Origin of the sequence: Paraburkholderia sp. JHI869 (genome assembly GCF_038900775.1) — a bacterium.
Taxonomy (GTDB): domain Bacteria; phylum Pseudomonadota; class Gammaproteobacteria; order Burkholderiales; family Burkholderiaceae; genus Paraburkholderia.
The window spans coordinates 247,060-269,206 of the sequence record NZ_JAYMSC010000009.1 but is presented as its reverse complement, the minus strand read 5'-3'; the positions used below and the strand labels follow the sequence as shown (position 1 = coordinate 269,206).

General features: G+C 63.7%; 19 protein-coding genes. 7 read left to right on the top strand and 12 right to left on the bottom strand.

The window, feature by feature from the left end; genetic code table 11:
* The first annotated feature begins 9 nt into the window (after positions 1-9).
* On the top strand, positions 10-2,328 hold the full coding sequence (locus VSR72_RS18100) for a sigma-54 dependent transcriptional regulator (protein ID WP_342953714.1): 2,319 nt from the start codon (positions 10-12) through the stop codon (positions 2,326-2,328).
* Positions 2,329-2,491: 163 nt separating this feature from the next.
* On the opposite strand, the gene VSR72_RS18095 is transcribed toward VSR72_RS18100, so the two are convergent.
* The 5 genes from VSR72_RS18095 to VSR72_RS18075 all read right to left on the bottom strand — a co-directional run bounded on the left by VSR72_RS18095 (position 2,492) and on the right by VSR72_RS18075 (position 6,137).
* A complete protein-coding gene (locus VSR72_RS18095; protein WP_342953713.1) occupies positions 2,492-2,902 on the bottom strand; it encodes a hypothetical protein in 411 nt (136 codons plus the stop codon).
* 48 nt (positions 2,903-2,950) lie between these two features.
* The gene (locus VSR72_RS18090) at positions 2,951-3,163 is read right to left on the bottom strand and encodes a hypothetical protein (RefSeq protein ID WP_342953712.1); all 213 of its coding nucleotides are present in this window, start codon (positions 3,161-3,163) and stop codon (positions 2,951-2,953) included.
* 417 nt (positions 3,164-3,580) lie between these two features.
* Positions 3,581-4,213, bottom strand: coding sequence for a response regulator transcription factor (locus VSR72_RS18085; RefSeq protein WP_069263858.1), 633 nt, complete (start codon positions 4,211-4,213; stop codon positions 3,581-3,583).
* The gene (locus tag VSR72_RS18080; protein WP_342953711.1) at positions 4,188-5,708 is read right to left on the bottom strand and encodes a histidine kinase; all 1,521 of its coding nucleotides are present in this window, start codon (positions 5,706-5,708) and stop codon (positions 4,188-4,190) included. Before VSR72_RS18080 ends, VSR72_RS18085 begins: the two co-directional genes overlap by 26 nt.
* Before the next feature lie 105 nt (positions 5,709-5,813).
* Positions 5,814-6,137 carry a hypothetical protein gene (locus VSR72_RS18075; RefSeq protein ID WP_342953710.1) on the bottom strand — a complete coding sequence of 108 codons (324 nt, stop codon included), beginning with the start codon at positions 6,135-6,137 and terminating at the stop codon, positions 5,814-5,816.
* Between the two features lie 287 nt (positions 6,138-6,424).
* Here VSR72_RS18075 and VSR72_RS18070 point away from each other — a divergent pair, with 287 nt between their 5' ends.
* Positions 6,425-7,546 (top strand): ABC transporter substrate-binding protein, encoded by a 1,122-nt coding sequence (locus tag VSR72_RS18070; protein ID WP_342953709.1) that lies wholly within the window; start codon positions 6,425-6,427, stop codon positions 7,544-7,546.
* Positions 7,546-9,420 carry a PAS domain S-box protein gene (locus VSR72_RS18065; RefSeq protein WP_342953734.1) on the top strand — a complete coding sequence of 625 codons (1,875 nt, stop codon included), beginning with the start codon at positions 7,546-7,548 and terminating at the stop codon, positions 9,418-9,420. Before VSR72_RS18070 ends, VSR72_RS18065 begins: the two co-directional genes overlap by 1 nt.
* Here the strand turns inward: VSR72_RS18065 and VSR72_RS18060 are convergent, their stop codons facing one another.
* From VSR72_RS18060 to VSR72_RS18045, 4 genes are all read right to left on the bottom strand, one after another.
* Positions 9,421-9,717: a hypothetical protein gene (locus VSR72_RS18060; protein WP_342953708.1), complete on the bottom strand. Its 297-nt coding sequence runs from the start codon at positions 9,715-9,717 to the stop codon at positions 9,421-9,423.
* 188 nt (positions 9,718-9,905) lie between these two features.
* Entirely contained in the window at positions 9,906-10,514 is a 609-nt protein-coding gene (locus VSR72_RS18055) for a hypothetical protein (RefSeq protein WP_342953707.1), read from the bottom strand.
* Between the two features lie 29 nt (positions 10,515-10,543).
* Complete coding sequence (locus tag VSR72_RS18050) at positions 10,544-11,605, bottom strand: patatin-like phospholipase family protein (RefSeq protein WP_342953706.1); 1,062 nt, start codon at positions 11,603-11,605, stop codon at positions 10,544-10,546.
* Positions 11,606-11,690: 85 nt separating this feature from the next.
* Positions 11,691-15,098, bottom strand: coding sequence for an adenylate/guanylate cyclase domain-containing protein (locus VSR72_RS18045; RefSeq protein WP_342953705.1), 3,408 nt, complete (start codon positions 15,096-15,098; stop codon positions 11,691-11,693).
* Between the two features lie 166 nt (positions 15,099-15,264).
* On the opposite strand from VSR72_RS18045, the gene frmR reads away from it, so the two are divergent.
* The 4 genes from frmR to fghA are packed head-to-tail and all read left to right on the top strand — an operon-like array spanning position 15,265 to position 18,162.
* On the top strand, positions 15,265-15,537 hold the full coding sequence (gene frmR, locus VSR72_RS18040) for a formaldehyde-responsive transcriptional repressor FrmR (RefSeq protein ID WP_342953704.1): 273 nt from the start codon (positions 15,265-15,267) through the stop codon (positions 15,535-15,537).
* Between the two features lie 56 nt (positions 15,538-15,593).
* Positions 15,594-16,703, top strand: coding sequence for an S-(hydroxymethyl)glutathione dehydrogenase/class III alcohol dehydrogenase (locus VSR72_RS18035; protein ID WP_342953703.1), 1,110 nt, complete (start codon positions 15,594-15,596; stop codon positions 16,701-16,703).
* Between the two features lie 33 nt (positions 16,704-16,736).
* The gene (gene gfa, locus VSR72_RS18030; RefSeq protein WP_342953702.1) at positions 16,737-17,312 is read left to right on the top strand and encodes an S-(hydroxymethyl)glutathione synthase; all 576 of its coding nucleotides are present in this window, start codon (positions 16,737-16,739) and stop codon (positions 17,310-17,312) included.
* A gap of 7 nt (positions 17,313-17,319) precedes the next feature.
* A complete protein-coding gene (fghA, locus tag VSR72_RS18025; protein WP_342953701.1) occupies positions 17,320-18,162 on the top strand; it encodes an S-formylglutathione hydrolase in 843 nt (280 codons plus the stop codon).
* 48 nt (positions 18,163-18,210) lie between these two features.
* On the opposite strand, the gene VSR72_RS18020 is transcribed toward fghA, so the two are convergent.
* The 3 genes from VSR72_RS18020 to VSR72_RS18010 all read right to left on the bottom strand — a co-directional run bounded on the left by VSR72_RS18020 (position 18,211) and on the right by VSR72_RS18010 (position 22,142).
* Entirely contained in the window at positions 18,211-19,560 is a 1,350-nt protein-coding gene (locus VSR72_RS18020) for an MFS transporter (protein WP_342953700.1), read from the bottom strand.
* Between the two features lie 214 nt (positions 19,561-19,774).
* A complete protein-coding gene (locus VSR72_RS18015) occupies positions 19,775-21,031 on the bottom strand; it encodes an aromatic ring-hydroxylating dioxygenase subunit alpha (RefSeq protein ID WP_342953699.1) in 1,257 nt (418 codons plus the stop codon).
* Positions 21,032-21,146: 115 nt separating this feature from the next.
* Positions 21,147-22,142, bottom strand: a complete 996-nt coding sequence (locus VSR72_RS18010; protein ID WP_342953698.1) for a LysR substrate-binding domain-containing protein — start codon at positions 22,140-22,142, stop codon at positions 21,147-21,149.
* Positions 22,143-22,147 lie beyond the last annotated feature (5 nt).

Sequence of the window (22,147 nt, the reverse complement as noted above, 5' to 3'; positions counted from 1 at the left end):
TACGAGGCAATGAGTACTTTCCCCTTCGCTCCCCTTTCCGGCGAAAAAGCGGGCTACGACGCGCTCATTGGCGAGGCGCCGGCGTTTCGCCAGCTGATCAGGATGATCGATCGCGTCGCGCCCACCGATCACACGTTGCTCATCATCGGGCCAACCGGGTCGGGCAAGGAACTCGTTGCGCGCCGCGTGCACACGCGCAGCCTGCGCCGCGATCAACCGTTCGTCGACGTCAACTGCGGTGCGATTCCCGAACATCTTGTCGAAGCGGAACTGTTCGGCCACGTCAAAGGCGCGTTCACTGGCGCCGGCGAGACCCGTCCGGGGCTCCTGCAGCAGGTTGGCAAAGGCACGCTGCTGCTCGACGAAATCGGCGAGCTGCCGCTCGCGCTGCAGCCCAAGCTCCTGCGCGCACTCGAAACGCGGACGTTCCGGCCGGTCGGCGCCTCGTCGAGCCTGCGCTTCGAGGGGCGCGTCGTCGCCTCGACACATCGCGATCTACGCGAACTGGCGCACCAAGGGCTGTTTCGCGAGGACCTGTTCTACCGGCTCGCGGTTTTCGTGCTGGCCGTGCCCGGACTCGAGCAGCGCGCGGAGGACATTCCCGCGCTCGCCGCCCATTTCGCCTCGCAGCAGGAGCGTCGCATCGAGTTCGAGCCGGCTGCACTGCGGCGGCTCGGCCGGCATGCGTGGCCGGGGCACATCCGGCAATTGCGCAACCTGATCAGCCAGTTGAGCGTGCTCGCCGAAAGGCCGCTGATCGATGAGGACACGCTCGAGCCATTTCTCCTGAGCGAAACGGCCGGATCGGTTTCGCGCGCCACGCTCGCGGACATGCTGCTGCAACTCGAGGGACGCGACAAGCTCGCTGCCGCCGAGGATCTCCTCATCGATCGCGCGCTGGAACGCACCGCCGGAAACAAGAGCGCCGCCGCCAGCTTGCTCGGCGTCGGGCGCAAAACAGTCGAGCGCCGTCTGAAGTCGCGCGAGGAACACCATCGCGAAGCGCACAAGAGTCTCGAACACGCGAGCGCGCTGATCGATGCGTCGCGCTTCGCCGATGCCATTCCGCATTTGCGGCGTTGCCTCGACGCGCTGCAAACAAGCCGTGACGAAGCCAGCGCGCGGCGCACCCAGTTCGACGCCTACCGGCTGCTCGGCATGAGCCTGCGCAGCGTGCACGGCTGGCTGTACGCAGAGGCCACGGCCTGTTATGCGGCGGCGCTCGAAATCGGGGAAGGGATTTGCGAGCCCGGCGAAATCGCGGCGATCCAGTTCGGCATCTGGACCACCCAGTTGACGACGCTCCAGCTCAAGCAGGCGCGCGGCACCGCACAGGAGATGCTGCTGCGCGCGCAGAACAGCGGGGACCGCGTGTCGCTCGACGAGGCGCACGTCGCCATGGCCAACACCCTGTACTGGCTCGGCGACAGCGAAGAAGCACTGGCCTGCCTCGCGCGCGGCAATCTGCTCGGCGTGACGAGAGACGATGTGCGCACGGGCTCGCAGGGAATCGATCTGGCGAGTCTCGCGTTGACGTTCGAAGGCCTGGCCGCCTACCAGATCGGCGAGTTCGCGCAAGCCCGGCGTGCAATGGAAATGCTGATCCTGCGCGCCAGCGAGCCGGGACCGCACGCCCTGGCGCACGCCGTCAATCTGCAGGGCGCCGCGTGGCTCGCCAGCCTTTTCGACGATTCGGCGCGGCGCGGGCCGCTCGCAAGCGAACTCGAATCGGTGTCGATCGCCAACGGCTTCGCTTTCTATCGCGGCATGGGCCAGATATTCCGCGGCGTCCATCTCAGCGCGCAAGGCCTGAACGCGGAAGCCGAAGCCATCATGCTCGAAGGTTACGACAACCACGTGGTCTGCAACGGCGGCGCGCTGTTCTATTCCTTCAAGATGTGGGAGCACGGCGAACTGCTGCTGCGATCCGGCCGCGCGGAACAATGCGAAGCGATGCTGGCCGCCGCGGTCGACGAAACCCTCGCCCGCCAGGAGCGCGCCCACCTAGGCGAACTGCTGGTGACCCGCGCGCGTGCGCAATGGGCGCTCGGCGACCTGATCTCTGCCGAGCAGGGATTGCGAACCGCCCTTTCAACGGCGCTCGCGTTCGGTTCGGTGCCCGCCCGCGTGGATGCCGCGCGTTATCTCGCGGACCTCTTGCGCTCCACGGGGCGCCGCGCCGAAGCGATCGATACGCTTGCTCGCGCGTTGCGGGACCAATCGGCCGAATCGACCAGCCGCATTGCGGGCGCAATGGCGTTGCTCGCCGAACTGCGCCACGAAGCTTCTCCCGGAGCGGGCGGCCAGGGGGCCGCCTTAGGCCGCTAAGGCCGCCAAGGCCGTTATCAGCCACGCCAGCAAGCCTTGCCGGGAATTGGACGAAATCGTCCACTCCCGGCCTTATCTCCGGACGAAAACGTCCTGCGCCGCCCTCTCACACGCTGCCATAGCCCACCACCACGGGGCCGCGCGGCGCTGGCACGATCGCTGCTTACTCTCCGATATTCGAGGCCGGAAAGAAAAGCAACACGCGCACCGAAATCACGACGGGGTCGCGATGCAAATCGCAAAACGCAAATAGCCATTCGCGCGCGTGGCAGACAATATTCGAAGGCAAGGCAAAATAATGATAATTGCAATTGAACAAGAAACATTCGAGCGGCCGAAGCGCGCCAATCAGGGCACGTTGCGTGCAATGACACGCCAGGACGCTAAAACCGGCGCTCGGGGCGAAAGCGCCTATACGGCGAAGAATCTCGATGGCGCCATCACGCACCTCGAAATCGCCATTGCCGTCGATGACAACATCGACGTGTTCGGTCCGCGCTATTGGCTCGATCGCGTACAGCGCGTTGCGGCCACCCCGGAAATCATGCCTGCCCAGGCCCGACGACTTCGGCATTTGCTGGACCGACTCACGAACGCATGAGGGCCCGCCGCGACGAAGGCGTCAGTGCGCAGGGCCAAAGAAAGCCTGCGCACCTTCCGATGGCGACAATCCGGCCGCGAAATAACCTTCGAGTCGCTCGGCCTTGGCGTCGTCGAGCAAAAACGGCGGACGCACGAGCCCTTGCGCCACGGCGTGGTCGTACCACCGGCTCATCCAGTCGCGTAGCTTCGTCTCGTAGTGGGACGGCACCTCGTCCGGCGCGATCTCTTCCATGTGCAATCTCCGCTCGCGGCCGACCTGCCGCTAAATTCCTGTTACTACGCGAGCCGCACCCATCGAAGGACGCAGGATGTCGGGGGGAAACACTTGCCATCCACGGTCGGGATGGCGGAAGAAAAACAAGGCGCGCGGTCCGTCCGCTGTCTGCGCCTCGATGAACACACTCGCTATCCGCCCGGACGGAGCGCGATGCACCGTCACGACCCGCACTGTCTGCCTGCTGGTGGGGTTCAGCCACTTCACGACTGCTGCCCCTAACGACTGCCGCACCGCCATCGCCGCCCCCCACGCTTCACGTGAAAGCATCGTAGGCAGCCGTAAAAACGGCCGCCATCGGGACGGGTAGATAGTTCCCTCGGGAATGGCTGCTTCGCGTGTCAGGATTTCCTTCACCCCGCGCGCGGCCGCCCTTCACTCGCCCACCAGGCCATGCCGGATCGCATAACGGATCACCTCGGCGTTATTGCCCAGCCCGAGCTTTTGCATCAGCCGCATCTTGTGCGTGCTGATCGTCTTGGCGCTGAGCGCGCACGCATCGGCGATATCGTTGATGCTCTTGCCCGACGCGAGCATCTGCAGCACCTGGAACTCGCGGTCCGAGAGCACCTCGTGCGGCGGGACATCGCCCGAATGCTTCTCGAACACCATGGCGTCGACGAGCTTCGGGTCGATGAAGCGGCCGCCGTCCGCGAGCTTGCGAATCGCGGCCAGCAGCACCTCCGGATCGCTGTCCTTCGTCACATAGCCCGTGGCGCCGGCCCGCAGCGCGCGCGACGCGACCTGCGCCTCGTTGTGGATGCTGAGCACCAGCACCGGCAACGCGGGCTCCTCGGCGCGCACGCGGCGGATGAGATCGACGCCGCTGATACCCGGCATCGTCATGTCCAGCAGCAACAGGTCGACTTCGCAGGTCCTCAGCTTTTCGATCACCTCCGAACCTTGGCCCGCCTCCGCCGTCACGACCATGTCGGCCGTCGTCGCGAGGATCTGCTTGAGTCCGCCACGCACGATGGCATGGTCATCGGCGATGAGTATCCTGATCATGGGTGTCTTCTAGCGGAACATGGATCGAAATCGTGGTGCCGGACGCAATGCCGATGGTGGGATCTTTGCAAGGCTGACTGTCGATTCTCAACGTACCACCAATCAGCCTTGCTCGCTCGGTCATGCCAAGCAGACCGTATGCGTACTTTGCGTGCGCGCCAGCCACGTCGAATCCGCGGCCGTCGTCGCGAACACGCAGGTCGAGCGAGCGCGGCCCGGTGGTGAGCACGACCTCGACGCTCTGCGCCGCCGCGTGGCGCGCGACGTTCGTCAACGCAGCCTCCACGATGCGAAAGAGCGCCGTGGCCTGCATGTCGGACAACGCGGGCTCGCCGTTTGCAATGTGCAGTTCGCACGGAATGGCGTTGTGCCGGCTCCATTGACCGGTCAGCCACTCGAGCGCCGAAACGAGGCCGAAGTTGAGCGCGGCGGGCCGCAGATGGCTCGCCACGTTGCGCACCATCCAGATCGTGCCTTCGACCAGTTCGCGCATGTCGTCGGCTCGCCCGATCGCCTCGGGGTCGTCGGTAAGCCGCATCCTCAGCAGCGAGACATCCATTTTCAGCGCAGTCAGCAACTGGCCCAGTTCGTCCTGGATCTCCAGCGCGCTGCGCTTGCGCTCGTCTTCCCTGATCCCTTCCAGGTAAGCCGACAAGGCGCGCTGCTGCTCGCGCGAGCGCACGAGTTCATCCTCCACGCGCTTGCGGCCGGAGATATCATGCAGGCCCACGTAAATGGCGGGCGCGCCGTCATAGTTCGACAACCGCGCGGTCGCCATGGCCCAGAACTGCGTCCCGTCCGGCCGGCGCAGTTTCACCTCGGCGTCGCCGAAGCTGCCTTGCGCAGCGAGACAACGCACCAGTCGCTCGCGCTCCATCGGATCGACGTAAAAGTCGACAATATCGACGTCCATGCACGCCGCTTCATCGAGCCGAAACAGTTCGCGAAACCGCGCGTTGGAATAAAGAAGACGGCCGTCGGGCATCGAGGTGATGCCCATTGCCACCGGACCCGACTCGACGATCGCGCGAAAGCGCGTTTCGCACGCGTTCAGGCTGCCCTGTTGCGTGGCTAGCCGCCGGTACGCCGATCGCAACGCGACGTGCGTCCGCACTCTGACCATCAACTCCGCCAGTTGCACGGGCTTGCGCACATGGTCGGCCGCGCCGGCCCTGAAACCATCGGCCAGGTGCCGATGATTGCCTGCGGGCATCATGAGCACCACCGGAATATCGCGCGTGCGCTCGTCTGACTTCAGGCTACGACAGGTGGCGAACGCACCCACGCTGGCGGCCTCCGCGTCCAGCAGAATCAGTTCCGGCTGAGAGAGGCACGCGCGCTCCAGCACTTCGCGGCTGTTGTTCGCGGCGAGCACCTGAAAGCCTTCCCATACGAGGTGGTCGGCGATCAACCGGGTCTCGTTCGGCGTGCCGCCTGCGACCAGAATCGTGCAGGGGATCGTTGCCGCGGCCTGCGAGTCAATCATCATGCCCATGGTTGCTCCGGCCCTGGTTCCTTTGTTTTGTCCTTGTTGCCAAAGCCATGGCCCTTCGGCCACCCGTTATCACGTATGCGGGTAATACGGATTCGCGCGCCCCCGTTAGCCCTGCGTGCGCTGCATGGCGAACGACTGCCTCGCGGGCGTGTACGCACGGTCGATCAGTTCATCGAGACTGCGCGCGAGTTCGCCGAGCGCCGATAGCGCGTACAGATCGAGTTTGTCGGCGTGGTTGCGGCGCAAGTCTTTCATGCTTTCCTGCAAACGCCGTATCGTGCCCGCGCGGCCGTCCGATAGCGGCCAGCAGTGCATCAAATAAGCGAGCGGCGTGACGTTGCGGGATTCGCACCACGTATCGAACAGCCGCATGCAGATCGTATTCACGTGCTGAACGCGCGCCAGACCTTCGCCCCACTCGGAAATCATCGCGCGTCGCCTCTGAAGCGTCGAAGTTTTGCTGACGTCATGATGATCCCGCCAAAGTTCGCGTGCAGTCGTCTTCGACTGCAAACGGTAAAGGGGAATCCTGAATTTCGTGTCAGGAAATCCTGAATTCCGGGCTTCGATCGGCAATCGCACCCTTGAATTCCAGCTTGAATGACTCTCCTCGCCCGAAGTAACGCCGATTGTCGGCGAGATTACGTCGCGTTATGCTGCGCGCGACTGCCCCTTCGGTTCCACACAATGCCCCGCGTGGCATACGCTGATTTCGTATGAACAGAAGACAGATGATCGCGCATTGCGTCGGCATAGGCGCGAGCCTCGTGACGATGCGGGCGACCATGGCGTTGCCGCTCAGCCGCCCGCCAGCGAGCGTCGTGTTTCTGAATCCGGGCGAAAGCGTCGAACACGATACGGGCCAACACTGGCAACTCGTTTCGCGCTTCATGGCCACGACAGCGAGACGTTTCGGCATGCGGCTCGAGGTGCTCTATGCGGAACGCGATCATCTGCTGATGCTGCGCCAGGCCGAATCTGTGGCCGTGCGCGCGGAGCCGCCCGACTACGTGGTGATCGTCAATGAAAAGATGGCCGCGCCCCAGATGCTGCAAACGCTGGCGCGCTCGCCTGCCAAGGTGCTGCTGATCCACAACGATCTGACCGAGGCCGAGCGGACGCAAACGGGCAACGAGCGCGGCCGGATCGCGAACTGGATCGGCACCGTCACCGCCGATGCCGGGCGCGGAAGCTTTCGTCTCATGGACTACCTGAGCCGTTTGAACGGCAGTGGGCCCGCACGCGTGATCGGCATTACCGGCGACCCCGCCACGCCGGTTTCGGCGGAGCGCGCCGCCGGGGTGCAGGCCGCGCTGGCGCGCCGGCCGCAGGACCGTATCGATCAGCTCGTGTATGGCGACTGGAGCTTTTCCGACGGCCGCGACAAGGCACGCGTGCTGCTCTCGCGGTATCCCGATGCGAATATCCTTTGGGCTGCCAACGATTCGATGACGCTTGGCGCATTGAGCGCAGTGCAGGAACGGCATCTGTCCACCATCGTTGGCGGTCTCGGTGCGCTGCCCGAAGCAGTGGCTTCGGTCATTCGCGGCGAACTGGCTGCGATCGTGGCCGGCGACCAGTTCATCGGCGCCTGCGCGATGGTCCTCCTTCACGACTACCACTATGGCGCGGACTTTGCGCAAGTCGGCGGACCGCGCCAGCGGCTCGACTACCTGAAAGTGCTCGACGGCAGCGACGCCGGGCGTTACGCCGAGGTTGCATTTGAAGGCCGCACGTCCCCCGACTTCAGCGGCTTCTCGCGCATTCAAAGCCGGCGCGCAGGCGCTTATTCCTTCAATCTCGACGCCCTGCTCAATTCCGCTTCGAAGGCCGCGTGATGTTGCAAACCCCGTTGCATTTCCTTTCGCGCGCCCGCTTCCCACGCAGCCTGCATGCGCAGCTCATGCTCTCGCTGCTGGTGCTCTGTACGCTGGTGGCGGGCACGTCGGCATTCTTTCTGCTGGAGCATGCGCGCGAACGCCGGATCACGGAACTCGACGACCGGGCGAACCGCATTGCCGATCTGCTGAGCCAGTCGCTTGCGCAGCCGCTCTGGAATGTCGATCGCGAGGCGATTGCGCGGCAACTGAATGTGCTGAAGCCGAATCCGGAGGTGGTGAGCTTCACCGTGACCGCGACCAATTATGGCGTGCTCGCCGACGCGAGCAATGCGCCCATGCCCGACCCGCAGGCGCGCGTGGTTCGCGTGCGGCCGATAGAATTCACGCCACCCGGCAATGCACCCCCCGAAAAGATCGGCGAGGTCCGCGTGGTATTGACGAGAGCCGCTGCCGACCGGGGCTTCGAGGCCGCGCGCGCAGCGGTGCTGGGGACACTGGCGCTGGTGCTCGCCGTGGTGTACGTCACGACCTTTCTGCTCATCAAACATCTGGTGCGCGAACCCATACGACGCCTGGAGGAAATGGTCGACCGCATCGCATCCGGCGATCTGGACAGCCGGTGCGCCATCGAATCCAGTGTCGAACTCGGCCGCCTCGCCGCGCGCGTCAACGTGATGGCGGAGCGGCTGAGCGACTCGACGGCGTCGCTCAGGGAGAGCGAGCGCAAATACCGCAGCATCATCGAAAATTCACTCGAAGGATTCTTCGTACTCGATCGCAACGGCAGACTCTGCGACGCCAACCCCGCGATGGCCCAACTGCTCGGCTATCGCGACGTTCAAAGCATGATGTCGGTGCTTCGCGATAGCGCGCGCGCAGTTCAGGCTCCGCCACCGCCATTCTCCAGCGGGCATACGGCGCAATTGTTCGCGATGCTGCAACTGGCGGGCAAGATCGCAGGCCTGGAAATCGAGCTGACTCGTACCGACGGCAGCGCGGTATGGTGCCAGCTCAACGCCCGCGGCATACGCTACGACGGCGCAGGCGCCCAATGCCTCGAAGGACAGTTGACCGATATCTCCGGCCGCAAGCAAGCGATGGAGATACTCACACGCCATCGCGATCAACTCGAGGAGGAAGTCCGCGAACGTACACGAACCGAGCAGTTGCTTCGGCATTCGCGCGAACAGTTGCGGCAGCTTTCGTCGCACCAGGAATCGATCCGGGAAGAAGAGCGGCGGCAGATCGCGATGACGATCCACGACGAACTGGGCCAACTGCTCACCGCAATCAAGATCAACGTTTCCCTGCTCAGGCTCGCGCTGAACCAGGGCGCCGAGTGGCAACAAAAGGTCGGCGACATCGGAAGTCTGGCCGAACGCACCATCGACATCGTGCGCAACGTCGCGAGTCATCTGCGGCCGGCGGCGCTGAATTTCGGCCTCCTTTCCGCGCTCGAATGGCTCGTTCAGGACTTCACGCGGCACAACGCGACGGTTTGCACGTTCCGGCTCGAAGGCCGTGAGCCTTCATTGAGCGACGATCGCGCGACGGCTGTTTTCCGCATCGTACAAGAGGCGCTCACCAACATCAGCCGGCACGCGCAGGCCTCGCATGCTGAAGTCGTCCTGCGTTGCATCCACAACCATTTCGAACTCGAAGTCCATGACGATGGAAGCGGGTTCGATGTGGCGAAAGCGATTCGTGGCAATTCGTATGGACTGCAGGGCATGCAGGAGCGCGCGCGCATGATCGGCGCGCAGTTTCATATCGAAAGCCGGGGCGGCCCGGGATCGACGGTTCGCATCGTGTTCAGCGAATCGCCCGAATGCGTCAACCGGGCGCTGCCCGCCGACAACGCGCTCAGGTAGTCATTCCTCATCCGCCTGGCGCTTTTCGAGCGCGCGCAGCATTTCGTTGGTCTTGTCGAGAAAGGCGGCGTGATAGGCGCCAGGCAGCGTGACGTCGTCCATGACCGACATGACGTCTTCCAGCACTTGCCTGAGCGACCCATGAATCTCGCCGCATTGCGCGGGCGTGAGTTTCGGCAACGCCAACTCGATGAACTTCTGCATGACCAGCGACCTTGCCGCGAGATGCGAAATCCTGGTGGTCGTTTCCGCTACTTGTGACTTGAGCACGCTCAGCAGGTCTTTACTGTCCGTCATGATCGCGCGTGTTCCGGGTGCATGGCATGGGTACGCATTCGCGTCGTTCGTTCGTTTGCATCATGACTGGCATAACGGCACGAGTACGGCGCGGCTACATACGATTAAGCCGTAAATTGGCGCGCGGGTTTGCTGAATTTTGGGTCAGGAAATCCTGATTTGCCTGGCCGGCCTCATGTCCCGGCGCCCTAATCCGGCTGCGCGAGCCGCCACGCAAGATTGGCGCGCGCGGCTGCCTCGCAATGTGAGTGAAAGAAGTCGGTCAGGTAGATGCGTGGCCGTGCGAGCATGCCTTGCAGCATCTTTCGCTCCTGCATGGCGTACGCATGGTCGTCGAGGTCCGGGCGTTCGGCTCTCAGGCGTATGCCGTTGTCGCGAAACTGGCGGCGCGGTGCGCCGAGCGATGCCAGATCGATGTCGCAAGCGAAGCGCGCATCGAGGTCGTCGGGAATGTGGGTGTGCCGGGTCGCGAGAATCGCTTCGCATATGCGCTCGCATGTGGCGATGCGATCGTCTGCGCAACGCCGCAGCCAGTCCGCACTGCGCTGTTCGTTATCTCTCGCGCCGGGCACATAGATCACGTCGTGGCACCACAACGCCAGTTCCACGAGATCGCCATGCGCAATCGCCCCGCGCGCCAGGTCGAAATCGCGCAGGCAGCGGCGCACGTGGCGCAACGTGTGATAGTGCCGCCCCGGTTCCGCATAGTGACGCGCGAGATCGGCATAGACAGCCTCGCCGCGCGCGCCCCCGTTGCGCGACCATAACTCGACGAAGCGCCCCTGCGTGCGATTCACCGCTCTCTCCTTTGCGCCCTGCGCGATGCTCAGAGAAATTCCTCGCGAATATCGATGCTCGAGCGCTCACCGATATCCGCATAATGCTGCGTGAGCCAGGCATCGGCTTCCTTGCGGCCGTTGTCGCGCAGTTCGCACAGGAATTCCCAATCCGCGTTGTACTTGCTCGACACGCTGAGCGCGCACATGGCGGCGTCGGATCGGATCGAATGGATCAGCATTTCCTTCATCTCGTCGCGAGCGAGCTTGCCTTGCTGGATCAGTTCGGTGACGAAGGCAATGGCGCGCATTTCACGCATGAGCGACGAGTTGAAGCTGATCTCGCTGACGCGGTTCAGAATGTCCGCCGCCGTGACCGGGACGCCTGGGCGCACGAGCGGGTTGATGTGGACGATCACCACATCGCGCGACTTGCAGTGATAGATCAGCGGATAAATGGCCGGGTTGCCCATATAGCCGCCGTCCCAGTAGTGCTCGCCTGCAATCGTGACGGCATGGAACAGCGTGGGCACGCAGGCGGAGGCGAGCACGGCGTCCGCGCAGACGTCCTCGCCCGTGAATATCCGTATTTTTCCCGTCTCCACGTTGGTCGCGCACAGGTACAGCAGAATTGGGCATGCCTTGCGCAACGCGGCAAAGTCGACCTGACTTTCGAGCACCTGGCGCAGCGGGTTCACGTTGCCCGGATTGAACTGGTAAGGCGAGAACACGCGCAGCATGATGTCGGCGACCGCATAGAGCGGCGAATGATCGAGCCCGAAGCTGTGCGAGCCCTTGAGCCACGGCACCCAGCGCAGGGGGTTGTGGCGCTCGGCCGAGTCGGCCACCGCCAGCCAGAAGTCGTGCAACGCCTGGCGCGCACCGCCCACGCCGCCGTTCATCAGCCCGTACGCGAGCACTGCGCCGTTCATCGCGCCGGCGCTGGTCGCGCTCACGCCTTCGATCGCGAGCCTCTCGTCTTCGAGCAGGCGGTCGAGCACACCCCATGTGAACGCGCCGTGCATCCCGCCCCCCTGCAACGCCAGCGCGATCTGCCTGGGCGCCGCGGGATCGTGATCGGTTTTCTGGCTTCTTGTTCGCTTCGTCGTCATGAGTCGCCTCCTCGGGCGGTACGCTCATTCACGCACGTTGTCGATCGCTCACGCATCTTCCATGCGCCTTTTTTACGCGCCGTTTTCACGCTTCACTCGATGCGAGTGCGTCCAGCAATGTCCTGGCCTCTTGCAGGTCCGCGGTGTCGAAACCCTCCGTGAACGTGTCGAAGACTTCGGATAGCACTTGCCTCGCCTCGTCTGCCCGACCTGCACGCTGCAACAGCCTCGCCAGACTCGACGCCGCGCGCAACGCCAGCGACCTGGCGCCCTGCGCGCGAGCCACCGCAATCGCTTTAAGAAAACACGCTTGCGCCTCCTCGCTCGACGCGCCCAGCAGCATGACGCCCTTGAGCCGATGCAATTCGGCCTCGTAGAAGCGCTCGCCGATTGCGTCCACGATCGCCATGGCTTGTTCCAGCGTGAGCAGGGCGCCTTCCACGTCGCCGGCGCGCCACTGGCAGTCGGCGAGCATGGCCAGAAAGTATGAGCGATGTTCCGCGCCGCCAGCGGACTGTTCGACGTGCAAGCCTTCGCGCAACTGGGCGATCCCGTCCTGCAGACTTCCCGGTTCGGTGCGCGCCCAGCCCGACAAAATGATTCCCCAGGCGAGCCAGTACGGCAAACCGTGTTCGTTCGAGACGGCGACGGTCGCTTCGGCGCGTTCCCGAACCAGCGGCACCTCGCGCCGCCACTGATGCAGTTCGGCCGCGTAAGCCAGCGAGAAGGCGAGCGTCGGCCCGTAGCCGAGCTTGTGCGCGAGTTCAAGCGCTTCCCTGCTGCGCTCGCGCGCCTGATCGGGATAGCCCTGAAGCCAACGGATCAAGCTCAGGAAGTTGAGCGCCCGGCTGCCGGGATCCACACCGTGAGCGAACACATGGGCCTGGTGCCGCTCGGGATCATAGAGCGCGAGCGCCTGTGCCTCGTGCGCGGCGGCCTCGTCCAGTTCGCCCTGCAGGAAGAGGCACGCACCGAGTGCGCCGTGGGCCTCCAGGAGCCAGTCCAGATCCTTCGCATCCTGCGCCATGCGCAGCATGCGCTCACCCAGTTCGCGCGCAACCGCGTACTGCGCGCGCGTCATGTTGTGGATTCTCAGCCCGAGCAGCGCCGCAAATAGCTGCGACGTCTCGCCGAGCTGCTCGCCCAATTGCCGCGCGCGCGTGTAGGTCGCCGCGACTTCGGGCGCGCCATAGCCGCGCACGTTCATCAAGGCCGGACCGAGCGTCAGCAGCAAGGTCAGCTCGCGCGACGCGCGCGCGGGCGTATCGGGCAATCGCTCGAGCAGACCCAGGGCGGCGCCGAGGTGATGCATCGCGTCAGGATCGGCGCCATGCCGCAGCGCCTGCTGCCCGGCGCGGTGCAGGTATTCCACCGCCTTGGGAATATTGCCGCTCAGGCTGTAGTGATGCGCCAGCTCACTGCAGTAATCCGCGATACGTGTGGGGAACAAGGCCTCGATCGCCTTCGCGGTGCGCTCGTGCAAGGCGCTGCGCCGCTCCGTGAGCAGCGAATAGCCCGCCACTTCCTGCGTCAGCGCGTGCTTGAACGAGTACTCGACCTCCGGGTAGGCGGGCCGCTCGTAGATAAACTCCGCGGCGCCAAGGTGCGCGAGCAACTCGCGCAGATCGTCGTCGGTGCGCGCGAGCTGGCCGCCGCAAATGCGCTGGATCAGGCTGAACGGGAACTCCTTGCCGATGACCGCGAGCGATTGCAGCAACTCCTTCTGCGCGAGCGGGAGCCGGTCGATACGCGCGGCGAGCACGCCCTGCACCGTGGTCGGAATGTGCAGCGCGGCCGGTGTCCGCTCGAGCCGGTAGCGGCCCGGCTCGCCGACGAGCGAGCGCTCCTCCGCGAGCGTCTGCACCACTTCCTCCATGAAGAAGGGATTGCCCTCCGTCTTTTCGAGGACGCGCTGCTTGAGCGGCAACAGCGAGGCATCGTCGCCGAGCAGAACCGTCAGGAGTCCCTGGGCCTCTGCCGGACCGAGCGCTTCGAGCCGCAGCTGGCTGCATTCCCATACAGGCCGATACTCCGGCCGGAAGTTCACGAGCAGCAGGATACGGGTTTCAGGCACGCGCTCGACGAGATAGACGAGGAACGCCTCGGTCTCGCGGTCCAGCCATTGCAGGTCTTCGAACAGCAGCTCGATTGGCTGGCTTTGGCTCTCGCGCGTCAGAAGTTGCGTGATCGCGTCGAAGGTCCGCTCGCGGCGAACCTTCGGGTCCATGTCCGCCAGCGCTGGAACGGAGTCGCCGGTGCCGAGCAGATAGAGCAGGTACGGCACGAGGTCCTCGAAACTGCGTTCGAGCGTCAACACCTTGCCGACGACTTTTTCACGGCAACGCCGCTCATCGTCTCGCGCGGTGATCTGAAAATAGCTCTTCAAGAGCTCGATCAGCGGCAAATTGGCAAACGCCTTGCCGTGCGAGACCGAAAACGTTTCCAGCACCAGGCACCCTCGCCGGGAACGCTCCTTGAATTCGTGAAAGAGCCGCGACTTCCCGACACCGGCTTCGCCGACCACGCCGACGACCTGTCCGCGCCCCGCCCGCACTATTTCCAGCGCCTCGTGCAGGTGGGCCATTTCCGTCTCGCGCCCGACGAAGCGCGCGAGGCCGCGATGTGCAGCCAGTTGCAATCGCGTACGCAGCGCACCGGGGCCCAGCACCTCGTACACCTGGAGCGGGTCGGGCAGGCCCTTGACCTGAGCGGCTCCCAACGCCTTGAAATCGAAGTAGCCTTCGGCCAGCTTGTGAGTCGATTCGCTCACCAGGATCGACGTGGGCGTGGCGATGCCCTCCATGCGCGACGCAATATGGATCGTGTGGCCAACCGGGTCGTAATCGGTGTGCAGGTCGTCGGTGCGGATCGAGCGCACGACGACCTCGCCGGTGTGCACGCCCACGCGAATCTGCAGGGGAATGCCTTTCTCCAGGCGGATGCGGTCGCCGTGCCAGCGCATGGCCTGCTGCATGCGCAGCGCCGCGAACAGCGCGCGTTGCGGATGGTCTTCGTGGGCGATCGGCGCGCCAAACAGCGCGAGGATGCCGTCACCCAGCGACTTGGCGACGTAGCCCTCGTAATAGTGGACGGCTTCCATCATCAGCGCGACGACGGGTTCGATCAGGTGATGCGCCTCTTCCGGGTCGAGTCCGTGAATCAGGGCCGTGGAGCCGGCCATGTCCGCGAAGAGCGCGGTGACGGTCTTGCGCTCGCCCGCGGTCTCGCCTCTTGCCTCCATGGCGACGTGCTCGGCGCGGATGCGCTCGGCGAGGTGATGCGGCGTGTAATGAATTGGCGCGGGCGCAGGCTCCGGCGCGGATCGCGCAGGCTCCGGGACCTCGTCGAGTTGCGCCCCGCACTCGTTGCAGAATCGGGCGGCTGCCGCAGCCTCATGCCCGCAGCGGGGACACGCGCGCGTCAGCAGGGTCCCGCATGCTTCGCAGAATCTGGCCTTGCTGAGATTCTCGAATCCGCAGTTTGTGCAGCGCATACAACCTCGTCGCGGCCAGGGGCCAACATGGGCTCATTATGCGCCGCATGCCCAGCGGGAACAGCCCCGATATTCACCTGGCATGGCGTTAGAAAATCGATGCAAACGTATACTCCCTAGCAGTATTCGCCTATACTGCCCCACAGTATCCTCAATCGACGCTGTCATGCCTCATTCCCCCGAAGAAAAGAAGCGCGTGCTCACGCGAGTTCGCAAGGTTCGCGGCCAGCTGGACGCGCTCGAGCGCGCGCTGGAGGAAGGCGCAGACTGCGCGCCGGTGCTTCAGCAACTGGCGGCGATTCGCGGCGCGATCAACGGCGTGATGGCCGGTGTGCTCGAAAGCCACCTGCGCGAAGAATTCACCCACCTTGCAGGATCGTCGGAATCCCCGGGATCGATCGATGATGTCGTGACCCTCGTTCGAACCTATTTACGCTAGCTCGCCGCGGGATTTCCCGCCCCGATCTGGCTGAACCCCTTTTTAACAGGACTACTATGAAATCGCGTGCTGCAGTTGCGTTTGCGCCGGGCAAGCCCCTCGAGATCGTCGAGATCGACGTCGAACCGCCCCGCAAGGGCGAGGTCCTGGTGAAGATCACGCATACCGGCGTTTGCCACACCGACGCCTTCACGCTTTCGGGTGACGACCCCGAAGGCCTCTTCCCCGTCGTGCTCGGCCACGAGGGCGCGGGGATCGTCGTGGAAGTGGGCGAAGGCGTGACGAGCGTGAAGCCCGGCGATCATGTCATCCCGCTCTACACCGCCGAATGCGGCGAGTGCCTGTTCTGCAAGAGCGGCAAGACCAATCTGTGCGTGTCCGTGCGCGCCACCCAGGGCAAGGGCGTGATGCCCGACGGCACGAGCCGCTTCAGCTACAACGGCCAGCCGCTCTACCACTACATGGGCTGCTCCACGTTCAGCGAGTACACCGTGGTGGCCGAAGTCTCGCTCGCCAAGATCAATCCGCAAGCCAATCCCGAGCAGGTGTGCCTGCTGGGCTGCGGCGTGACCACGGGCCTCGGCGCCGTGAAGAACACGGCCAAGGTGCAGGAAGGCGATAGCGTCGCCGTATTTGGCCTCGGCGGCATCGGTCTCGCCGTGATCCAGGGCGCGAAGCTCGCCAAAGCGGGCCGCATCATCGCTGTCGACACCAATCCGGGCAAGTTCGACCTGGCGCGCGCCTTTGGCGCCACCGACTGTGTGAATCCAAAGGATCATGAAAAGCCCATTCAGCAGGTGATCGTCGACATGACGGGCTGGGGCGTGGACCACAGCTTCGAATGTATCGGCAACGTCAACGTGATGCGCGCGGCGCTCGAATGCGCGCACCGCGGCTGGGGCCAGTCGGTCGTCATCGGCGTGGCCGGCGCGGGTCAGGAAATCTCCACGCGCCCGTTCCAGCTCGTGACCGGCCGCCGCTGGTTGGGCACAGCCTTCGGCGGCGTGAAGGGCCGCTCGCAGTTGCCGGGCATGGTCGAAGACGCGATGGAGGGCAAGATCCAGCTCGCGCCGTTCGTCACCCACACGATGCCGCTCACGGGCATCAACGAAGCCTTCGACCTGATGCATGAAGGCAAATCGATCCGGAGCGTCGTTCACTACTGACACTGAACTGACACAGAAGGAAGGAGAGAGACCATGGCCTCAGCCATTCACCCCACGGTTGACCGCGGCATCCAGAAAGGCGCGGAGAACTTCGCAGGCGGCACGCTGCGCTGCCAGTGCGCGCAAGACCCCGTCGAAGTGCGCATCGATTCGCAGGTCTTGTTCAACCACGCCTGCGGATGTACGCAGTGCTGGAAGCCCACAGGCGCGCTGTTTTCTGTGGTGGGTGTCGTGCCACGCGACAAGGTGACGGTCACGGCGCACGGTGAAAAGCTGAAGGTCGTGGACGACAAGGCCACGATCCTGCGCCACGCCTGCACGGCCTGCGGCACGCACCTTTATGGCCGCATCGAGAAGAAGGACCACGCGTTCTACGGCCTCGATTTCATTCACACGGAGCTTTCGAAGGATGCGGGCTGGGACGGCCCAGGCTTTGCGGCCTTCGTCTCCTCGATCATCGAAAGCGGCACGCCGCCTTCGGCCATGGCAGACGTGCGCCAGACGCTGCGCGACAAAGGCCTCGAGCCGTACGACTGCCTGAGCCCGGTGCTCATGGACCTTCTCTCCACCCAGGCCGCCAAGGCCAAAGGCACTTACCGGGAGGCCTGAAACGCTTATGGAGCGCATTGAAAAACACGTCAGTCACGGCGGCAGCCAGGAGGTGTGGAAGCACGCCTCCTCCACCGTTGGCGGCGAAATGAAGTTTGGCATCTACCTGCCCGAGGCTGCGTTGCGCGGGCAGAAATGTCCCGTGCTGTACTGGCTTTCGGGCCTGACCTGCACCGAGCAGAACTTCATCACCAAGGCGGGCGTGCAACGCTACGCGGCGGAACACGGGATCATCGTCGTTGCGCCGGACACCAGTCCGCGCGGCAGCGATGTGGCCGATTCGCCCGACTACGATCTCGGCCAGGGCGCGGGCTTCTACGTGAACGCCACGCGTGAGCCGTGGGCGAAGCATTTCCGTATGTACGACTACGTGGTTTCCGAGTTGCCGGCCGTCGTCGAGGCCGGTTTTGCGGCGAGCGAGGCGCGCTCGATCAGCGGGCATTCGATGGGCGGGCACGGCGCGCTGGTCGTTGCGCTGCGCAATCCGGGCCGTTATCGCAGCGTTTCCGCGTTCTCACCAATCGTCGCGCCGAGCCAGGTGCCGTGGGGCGAGAAGGCGCTCACGGCCTATCTCGGCGATGACCGCGAAACGTGGAAGCAGTATGACGCGGTAGCGCTGGTCGCTAATGCTGGCAAAAGCGCGAGCGAAAAGTTGCCGCTACTCGTGGACCAGGGCGGCGGCGACGACTTCCTGAACACGCAACTACGGCCGGAACTGCTGCAGGCGGCCTGCGAAAAAGCAGGGCAACCGCTGGAGCTCAAAATTCGCGAAGGCTACGACCACAGCTACTACTTCATCGCCAGCTTTATCGGCGAACACATGGCCTTTCACGCGAAAGCGTTGGCTTGACGTCGCGTACGGTGCCCGGCTGCTTGTTTTAGCGGCCGGGCCCGTTGTTCATACTCGAGGTGCCGACGCCTCGCTCAACAATTTGCCCTTGGTCTCCGGCGCCAATACGAGAGAAACGATTCCGCCGACGAGGCTGATGGCTGCGGCAATCAAAAGCGCTGCGCCAATTCCAAGCGAAGCGATAGCCACCGGCAACAGGAAGGTCCCCATCGCGGCGCCCACGCGGGAAACGGCGGTCGCGAAGCCAACAGCCACGCCACGGATTTCGGTCGGAAACACTTCACCGGGATACACGCCCGTCAGCGCCGTGGAAACGGCGTTGAACAACGAGAATGTGAAGAACGAGACGAGGATGATCGCGGACGAAACGTGCGCGAACACCGCGACACACGTCAGCGCAATCGTGGAAATAAAGAACGGCGGAATTGCCAGCTTGCGGCGCCCCACCCGCTCGATAAACGCCACGGCGACGATCGTCCCCAGTACGGCGAATGCGTTCAGCACCAGACCGCCGGTCAATCCCTCCTTGAGCCCGAGCTTCTCGAGTACGATTGGCGCGAATGCACCAATCGCAAAGTACGGCGTCACATTGCAGACCCAAAACACGGAAACGAAGACCGTCGTTTTGAGGTAGCCCGGCGAAAAGAGGCTGCGAAAACCGAGCTTTTCCTTCGACGCGGGCGTTTGCAGATCGCGCTGTTCTTCGTACCCCATGTATTGCGCAGCGAGCGCGTTGGCCTCGGTCACGCGTCCCTTGCTCATGAGCCAGCGCGGCGACTCGGGCGTACCCAGCCGCAGGAGAAAGACGATGGCGGACGGCACCGTACTCAGGCCGAGGATGACGTGCCAGCCCGCCGTAGCGGAGACGGTCAGGCCCCAGCCAACCGCATAGGAAACGAGGTAGCCGACATACCAGACCACTTCGATCATGGCGAGCAGCTTGCCGCGCATGCGCGCCGGTGCGAATTCGGCGAGCAACGGCCAGCCGATCGAATAGTCGGCGCCGATCGCCACGCCCATCAACACGCGGACAACGAAGAGTTGCCACGCCTCGGTCACGAAGAACTGCGCAGCGGAGCCCACGAGAAACACGGCGAGGTCCACGGTGAACATCGGCCGGCGGCCCACCTTGTCGGCCAGCCATCCGCCCAGCGGGCCGCCGATGAAGATTCCGATGAGCGCAGACGCCCCAATCAAACCCTGCCACGTCAGCGAGAGCTGCAGGTCCTGCGTGATGGCCGGCATGACGATGCCGATGCAGCCCAGAATCAAGCCATCGATAAACATGCCGCCGGAAATCACGCCGGTGAGCTTCACGATGAACCGGCGTTGTTTGCTGGACAGCGCGGCCGCGGAAACGTCGGGCGTAGCAGCGGTCTGCGAGAAAGCCTTTGACATGGTGATGTCCTGAATGGGCGCCGCCTGGGGTGCGCCATCCACACCGGCGCGCCCTTTGAGCGCGTATCTCGACTATAGAGTGTTATGCCCGAAGCGCGCGCGGTCTTGAACCGCGCACGCCGGTCAAGTATGCGCGCCGCCGCGCTTCATGAACAATTGCGGATAGCCCGGGAATTCGGGCCATCCGCACCTGACTGCGCCACCTTTCGGCGCTTCAGATTCCGTGCGCCTTTAAACGCGACGCGTACCAGCCAACGAACTGGTCGACATAGGTTTCCGTGAACGGCGAATACGGCCCGGGAATGTAGCCGGGGTCTTGCGCGCCCCGGTGATTGATCGCGACGAGACTGGCGTCCTGCGCGTTGGTGGCGACCCAGACTTCGGTCAGCTTGTTGACGTCGTAATCCACGCCTTCGACGGCATCGGCGTGGACGAGCCACTTCGTGCGCACCAGCGTCTTTTCCGGGGAGAGCGGAATGATGTACGAGATCATGGCGTGGTCGCTCATCACGTGGGTCCATGAGTTGTGGGTCCACATGTGCGTATCGCCCAGGTCGCGCCGTGACGAAACGCCCAGCAGTTTCCGGCACGCCACCTTCGTGTCCATGGTCTGCGATTCGCCGCACCCGGCAATGACGAGGCGTTGCGTGCGGAACTGCGTGGCCACGTCGCCATCCAGTTCCTCCACCGGCGAGCACAGCAAGCCGTCTTTCTCCCAACCCGCCTGGCTGGCGGCATTGCGCTCGTGGTAGTCGTCGAGCGCGCGCAGTGATTCCTCAGTCATTTCGTCGGTGCTGAAACCGAAGTCCTCCGGCAGAAAGGAGACCGTCAGCTCCGGGTGCCCCGCTTCGCAGTGATAGCACTCGCGGTTGTTTTCCATGACGAGTTTCCAGTTGCCGTTTTCGATGATTTCGGCTTCGTGTGCGATCTTCGTGTTGCGCAAATCGTACGGGGCAAAACGCGGCGTCATGGTCGCTTCAAGCCTCGCGATATCGGCGGGCGGTTCGTCAGCGAGACAGATGAACACGTGAGTCGCGACCACTCTGACATGCACCGGCAGCAAGTTGCGGCACGTCGCGTCGAAATGCTTACCCATGTGCTTCGTATGGCACAGGCTTCCGTCGAGGTCATACGTCCACTGATGGTAGGGACAAACGAGCTTGCCGACCGTCGACTTCCCTGCGTCCTTCAAGCGCGCGCCACGGTGACGGCATACGTTGCGGAAGGCGCGAATGTCTTCGTCGTCGTCCCGCACGAGAATGACCGATGCCTTGCCGATATCGACGACGGAAACGTCGCCCGGCTCTGGAATGTCAGCCGTCACGCCGACCAGAATCCAATGCTTCTGGAAGAAAACATCAACGTCGGTTTCAAATACATCCTGCCGGATGAAAACCTCGCCGGGCAATCCGCACCCTTGCTCACGGCTGCGGATCAGCTCGCCAAGGGTCTTCAACTGAACTTCAGACATTGCCTCTCTCCAACGTTGATGGGGATTGCGGGATTTCGAATGTTTCCGCTTGAATGGCAGTATTGAAGTGCCAAAAAACAGCGTCAATGCGCTTTATTTTCGCGCACGCATAACTTCAGATTATGGATTGTGTTTCTCTGTTTTCGGATCTCACGTCATCCTTACTACCTGCGCACGACGACGTGCCTCCCGCAGCGCTTCTCAGCAACTCCATGAGCGTTTGAATGGTCGGCGTGACAGTTCGCCCGTGAGGGACGACCAGGTAATAGGCGTCGCGCAGCGGCAGCGAAGCGTTCGTGAGGCGGACAAGCTCGCCGGATGCCAGATGCTCGTGGAGCAGCCTTCCCCAACCAAGCGCGACGCCCTGCCCCAACCGTGCTGCCTGAATGGCATCCGTGTAAAGACAGGTGCGCACGCCATAATTGAGTCTGGCTGGCTGCGCGCCAATCGCCCTGAACCATTCCGCCCAGGTTAGCCAGCCCTCCGACGTTGGGTCGTCAGCAATGAGCGGCATGTTCGCCAACTCATCGATCGATTCCGGCACGCCGTACTCGTCTTTCCACGCAGGCGAACACACTGGAAAAACGTACTCATCGAACAACAGATACGAGGTCCCATCGCTCCATTTTCCGTTGCCCCAGCGCACCTCGGCATCGACTTCGTTGTGACGAAGGTCGCCTGTGAACATCGTCGTGGTGAGGCGAAGACGCAGTTTCGGTTGCAGGCGTCTCAGTCGCGCAAGACTGGGCATCAAACGGAAATGCGAGAACGCAGCGGTCGTTGCGAGCACAAGTTCCTCGTTGCCCTCGACGCCGGTCGAGAGGCGGTCGAACATGCCCGCGATCTTCCCCATCGCTTCCGAGACGACTGCGTACAACGCCTCGCCCTCGCTGGTGGGCAAAGTCGTGCGGTGCAGCCTGTCCAGCAAGCGCACGCCGAGCAACTCCTCGAGCAGCCTGATCTGCCGGCTCACGGCGGCCTGCGTCACACCGAGCTCCGAGGCCGCATGCGTGAAACTTCTCAGGCGCGCGACCGCTTCGAATTCGACAAGCGCCGTGAGCGAAGGAATGAGCCGCCGATAGCCCTTCGCACGCTCCACCGTAGTTTTCATCGTGA

Coding starts and splice junctions, on each gene's coding strand:
- VSR72_RS18100 (WP_342953714.1), top strand. CDS start 10: ATGAGTACTTTCCCCTTCGCTCCCCTTTCCGGCGAAAAAGCGGGCTAC.
- VSR72_RS18095 (WP_342953713.1), bottom strand. CDS start 2,902: ATGCCGAAGTCGTCGGGCCTGGGCAGGCATGATTTCCGGGGTGGCCGC.
- VSR72_RS18090 (WP_342953712.1), bottom strand. CDS start 3,163: ATGGAAGAGATCGCGCCGGACGAGGTGCCGTCCCACTACGAGACGAAG.
- VSR72_RS18085 (WP_069263858.1), bottom strand. CDS start 4,213: ATGATCAGGATACTCATCGCCGATGACCATGCCATCGTGCGTGGCGGA.
- VSR72_RS18080 (WP_342953711.1), bottom strand. CDS start 5,708: ATGGGCATGATGATTGACTCGCAGGCCGCGGCAACGATCCCCTGCACG.
- VSR72_RS18075 (WP_342953710.1), bottom strand. CDS start 6,137: ATGATTTCCGAGTGGGGCGAAGGTCTGGCGCGCGTTCAGCACGTGAAT.
- VSR72_RS18070 (WP_342953709.1), top strand. CDS start 6,425: ATGAACAGAAGACAGATGATCGCGCATTGCGTCGGCATAGGCGCGAGC.
- VSR72_RS18065 (WP_342953734.1), top strand. CDS start 7,546: ATGTTGCAAACCCCGTTGCATTTCCTTTCGCGCGCCCGCTTCCCACGC.
- VSR72_RS18060 (WP_342953708.1), bottom strand. CDS start 9,717: ATGACGGACAGTAAAGACCTGCTGAGCGTGCTCAAGTCACAAGTAGCG.
- VSR72_RS18050 (WP_342953706.1), bottom strand. CDS start 11,605: ATGACGACGAAGCGAACAAGAAGCCAGAAAACCGATCACGATCCCGCG.
- VSR72_RS18045 (WP_342953705.1), bottom strand. CDS start 15,098: ATGCGCTGCACAAACTGCGGATTCGAGAATCTCAGCAAGGCCAGATTC.
- frmR (WP_342953704.1), top strand. CDS start 15,265: ATGCCTCATTCCCCCGAAGAAAAGAAGCGCGTGCTCACGCGAGTTCGC.
- VSR72_RS18035 (WP_342953703.1), top strand. CDS start 15,594: ATGAAATCGCGTGCTGCAGTTGCGTTTGCGCCGGGCAAGCCCCTCGAG.
- gfa (WP_342953702.1), top strand. CDS start 16,737: ATGGCCTCAGCCATTCACCCCACGGTTGACCGCGGCATCCAGAAAGGC.
- fghA (WP_342953701.1), top strand. CDS start 17,320: ATGGAGCGCATTGAAAAACACGTCAGTCACGGCGGCAGCCAGGAGGTG.
- VSR72_RS18020 (WP_342953700.1), bottom strand. CDS start 19,560: ATGTCAAAGGCTTTCTCGCAGACCGCTGCTACGCCCGACGTTTCCGCG.
- VSR72_RS18015 (WP_342953699.1), bottom strand. CDS start 21,031: ATGTCTGAAGTTCAGTTGAAGACCCTTGGCGAGCTGATCCGCAGCCGT.
- VSR72_RS18010 (WP_342953698.1), bottom strand. CDS start 22,142: ATGAAAACTACGGTGGAGCGTGCGAAGGGCTATCGGCGGCTCATTCCT.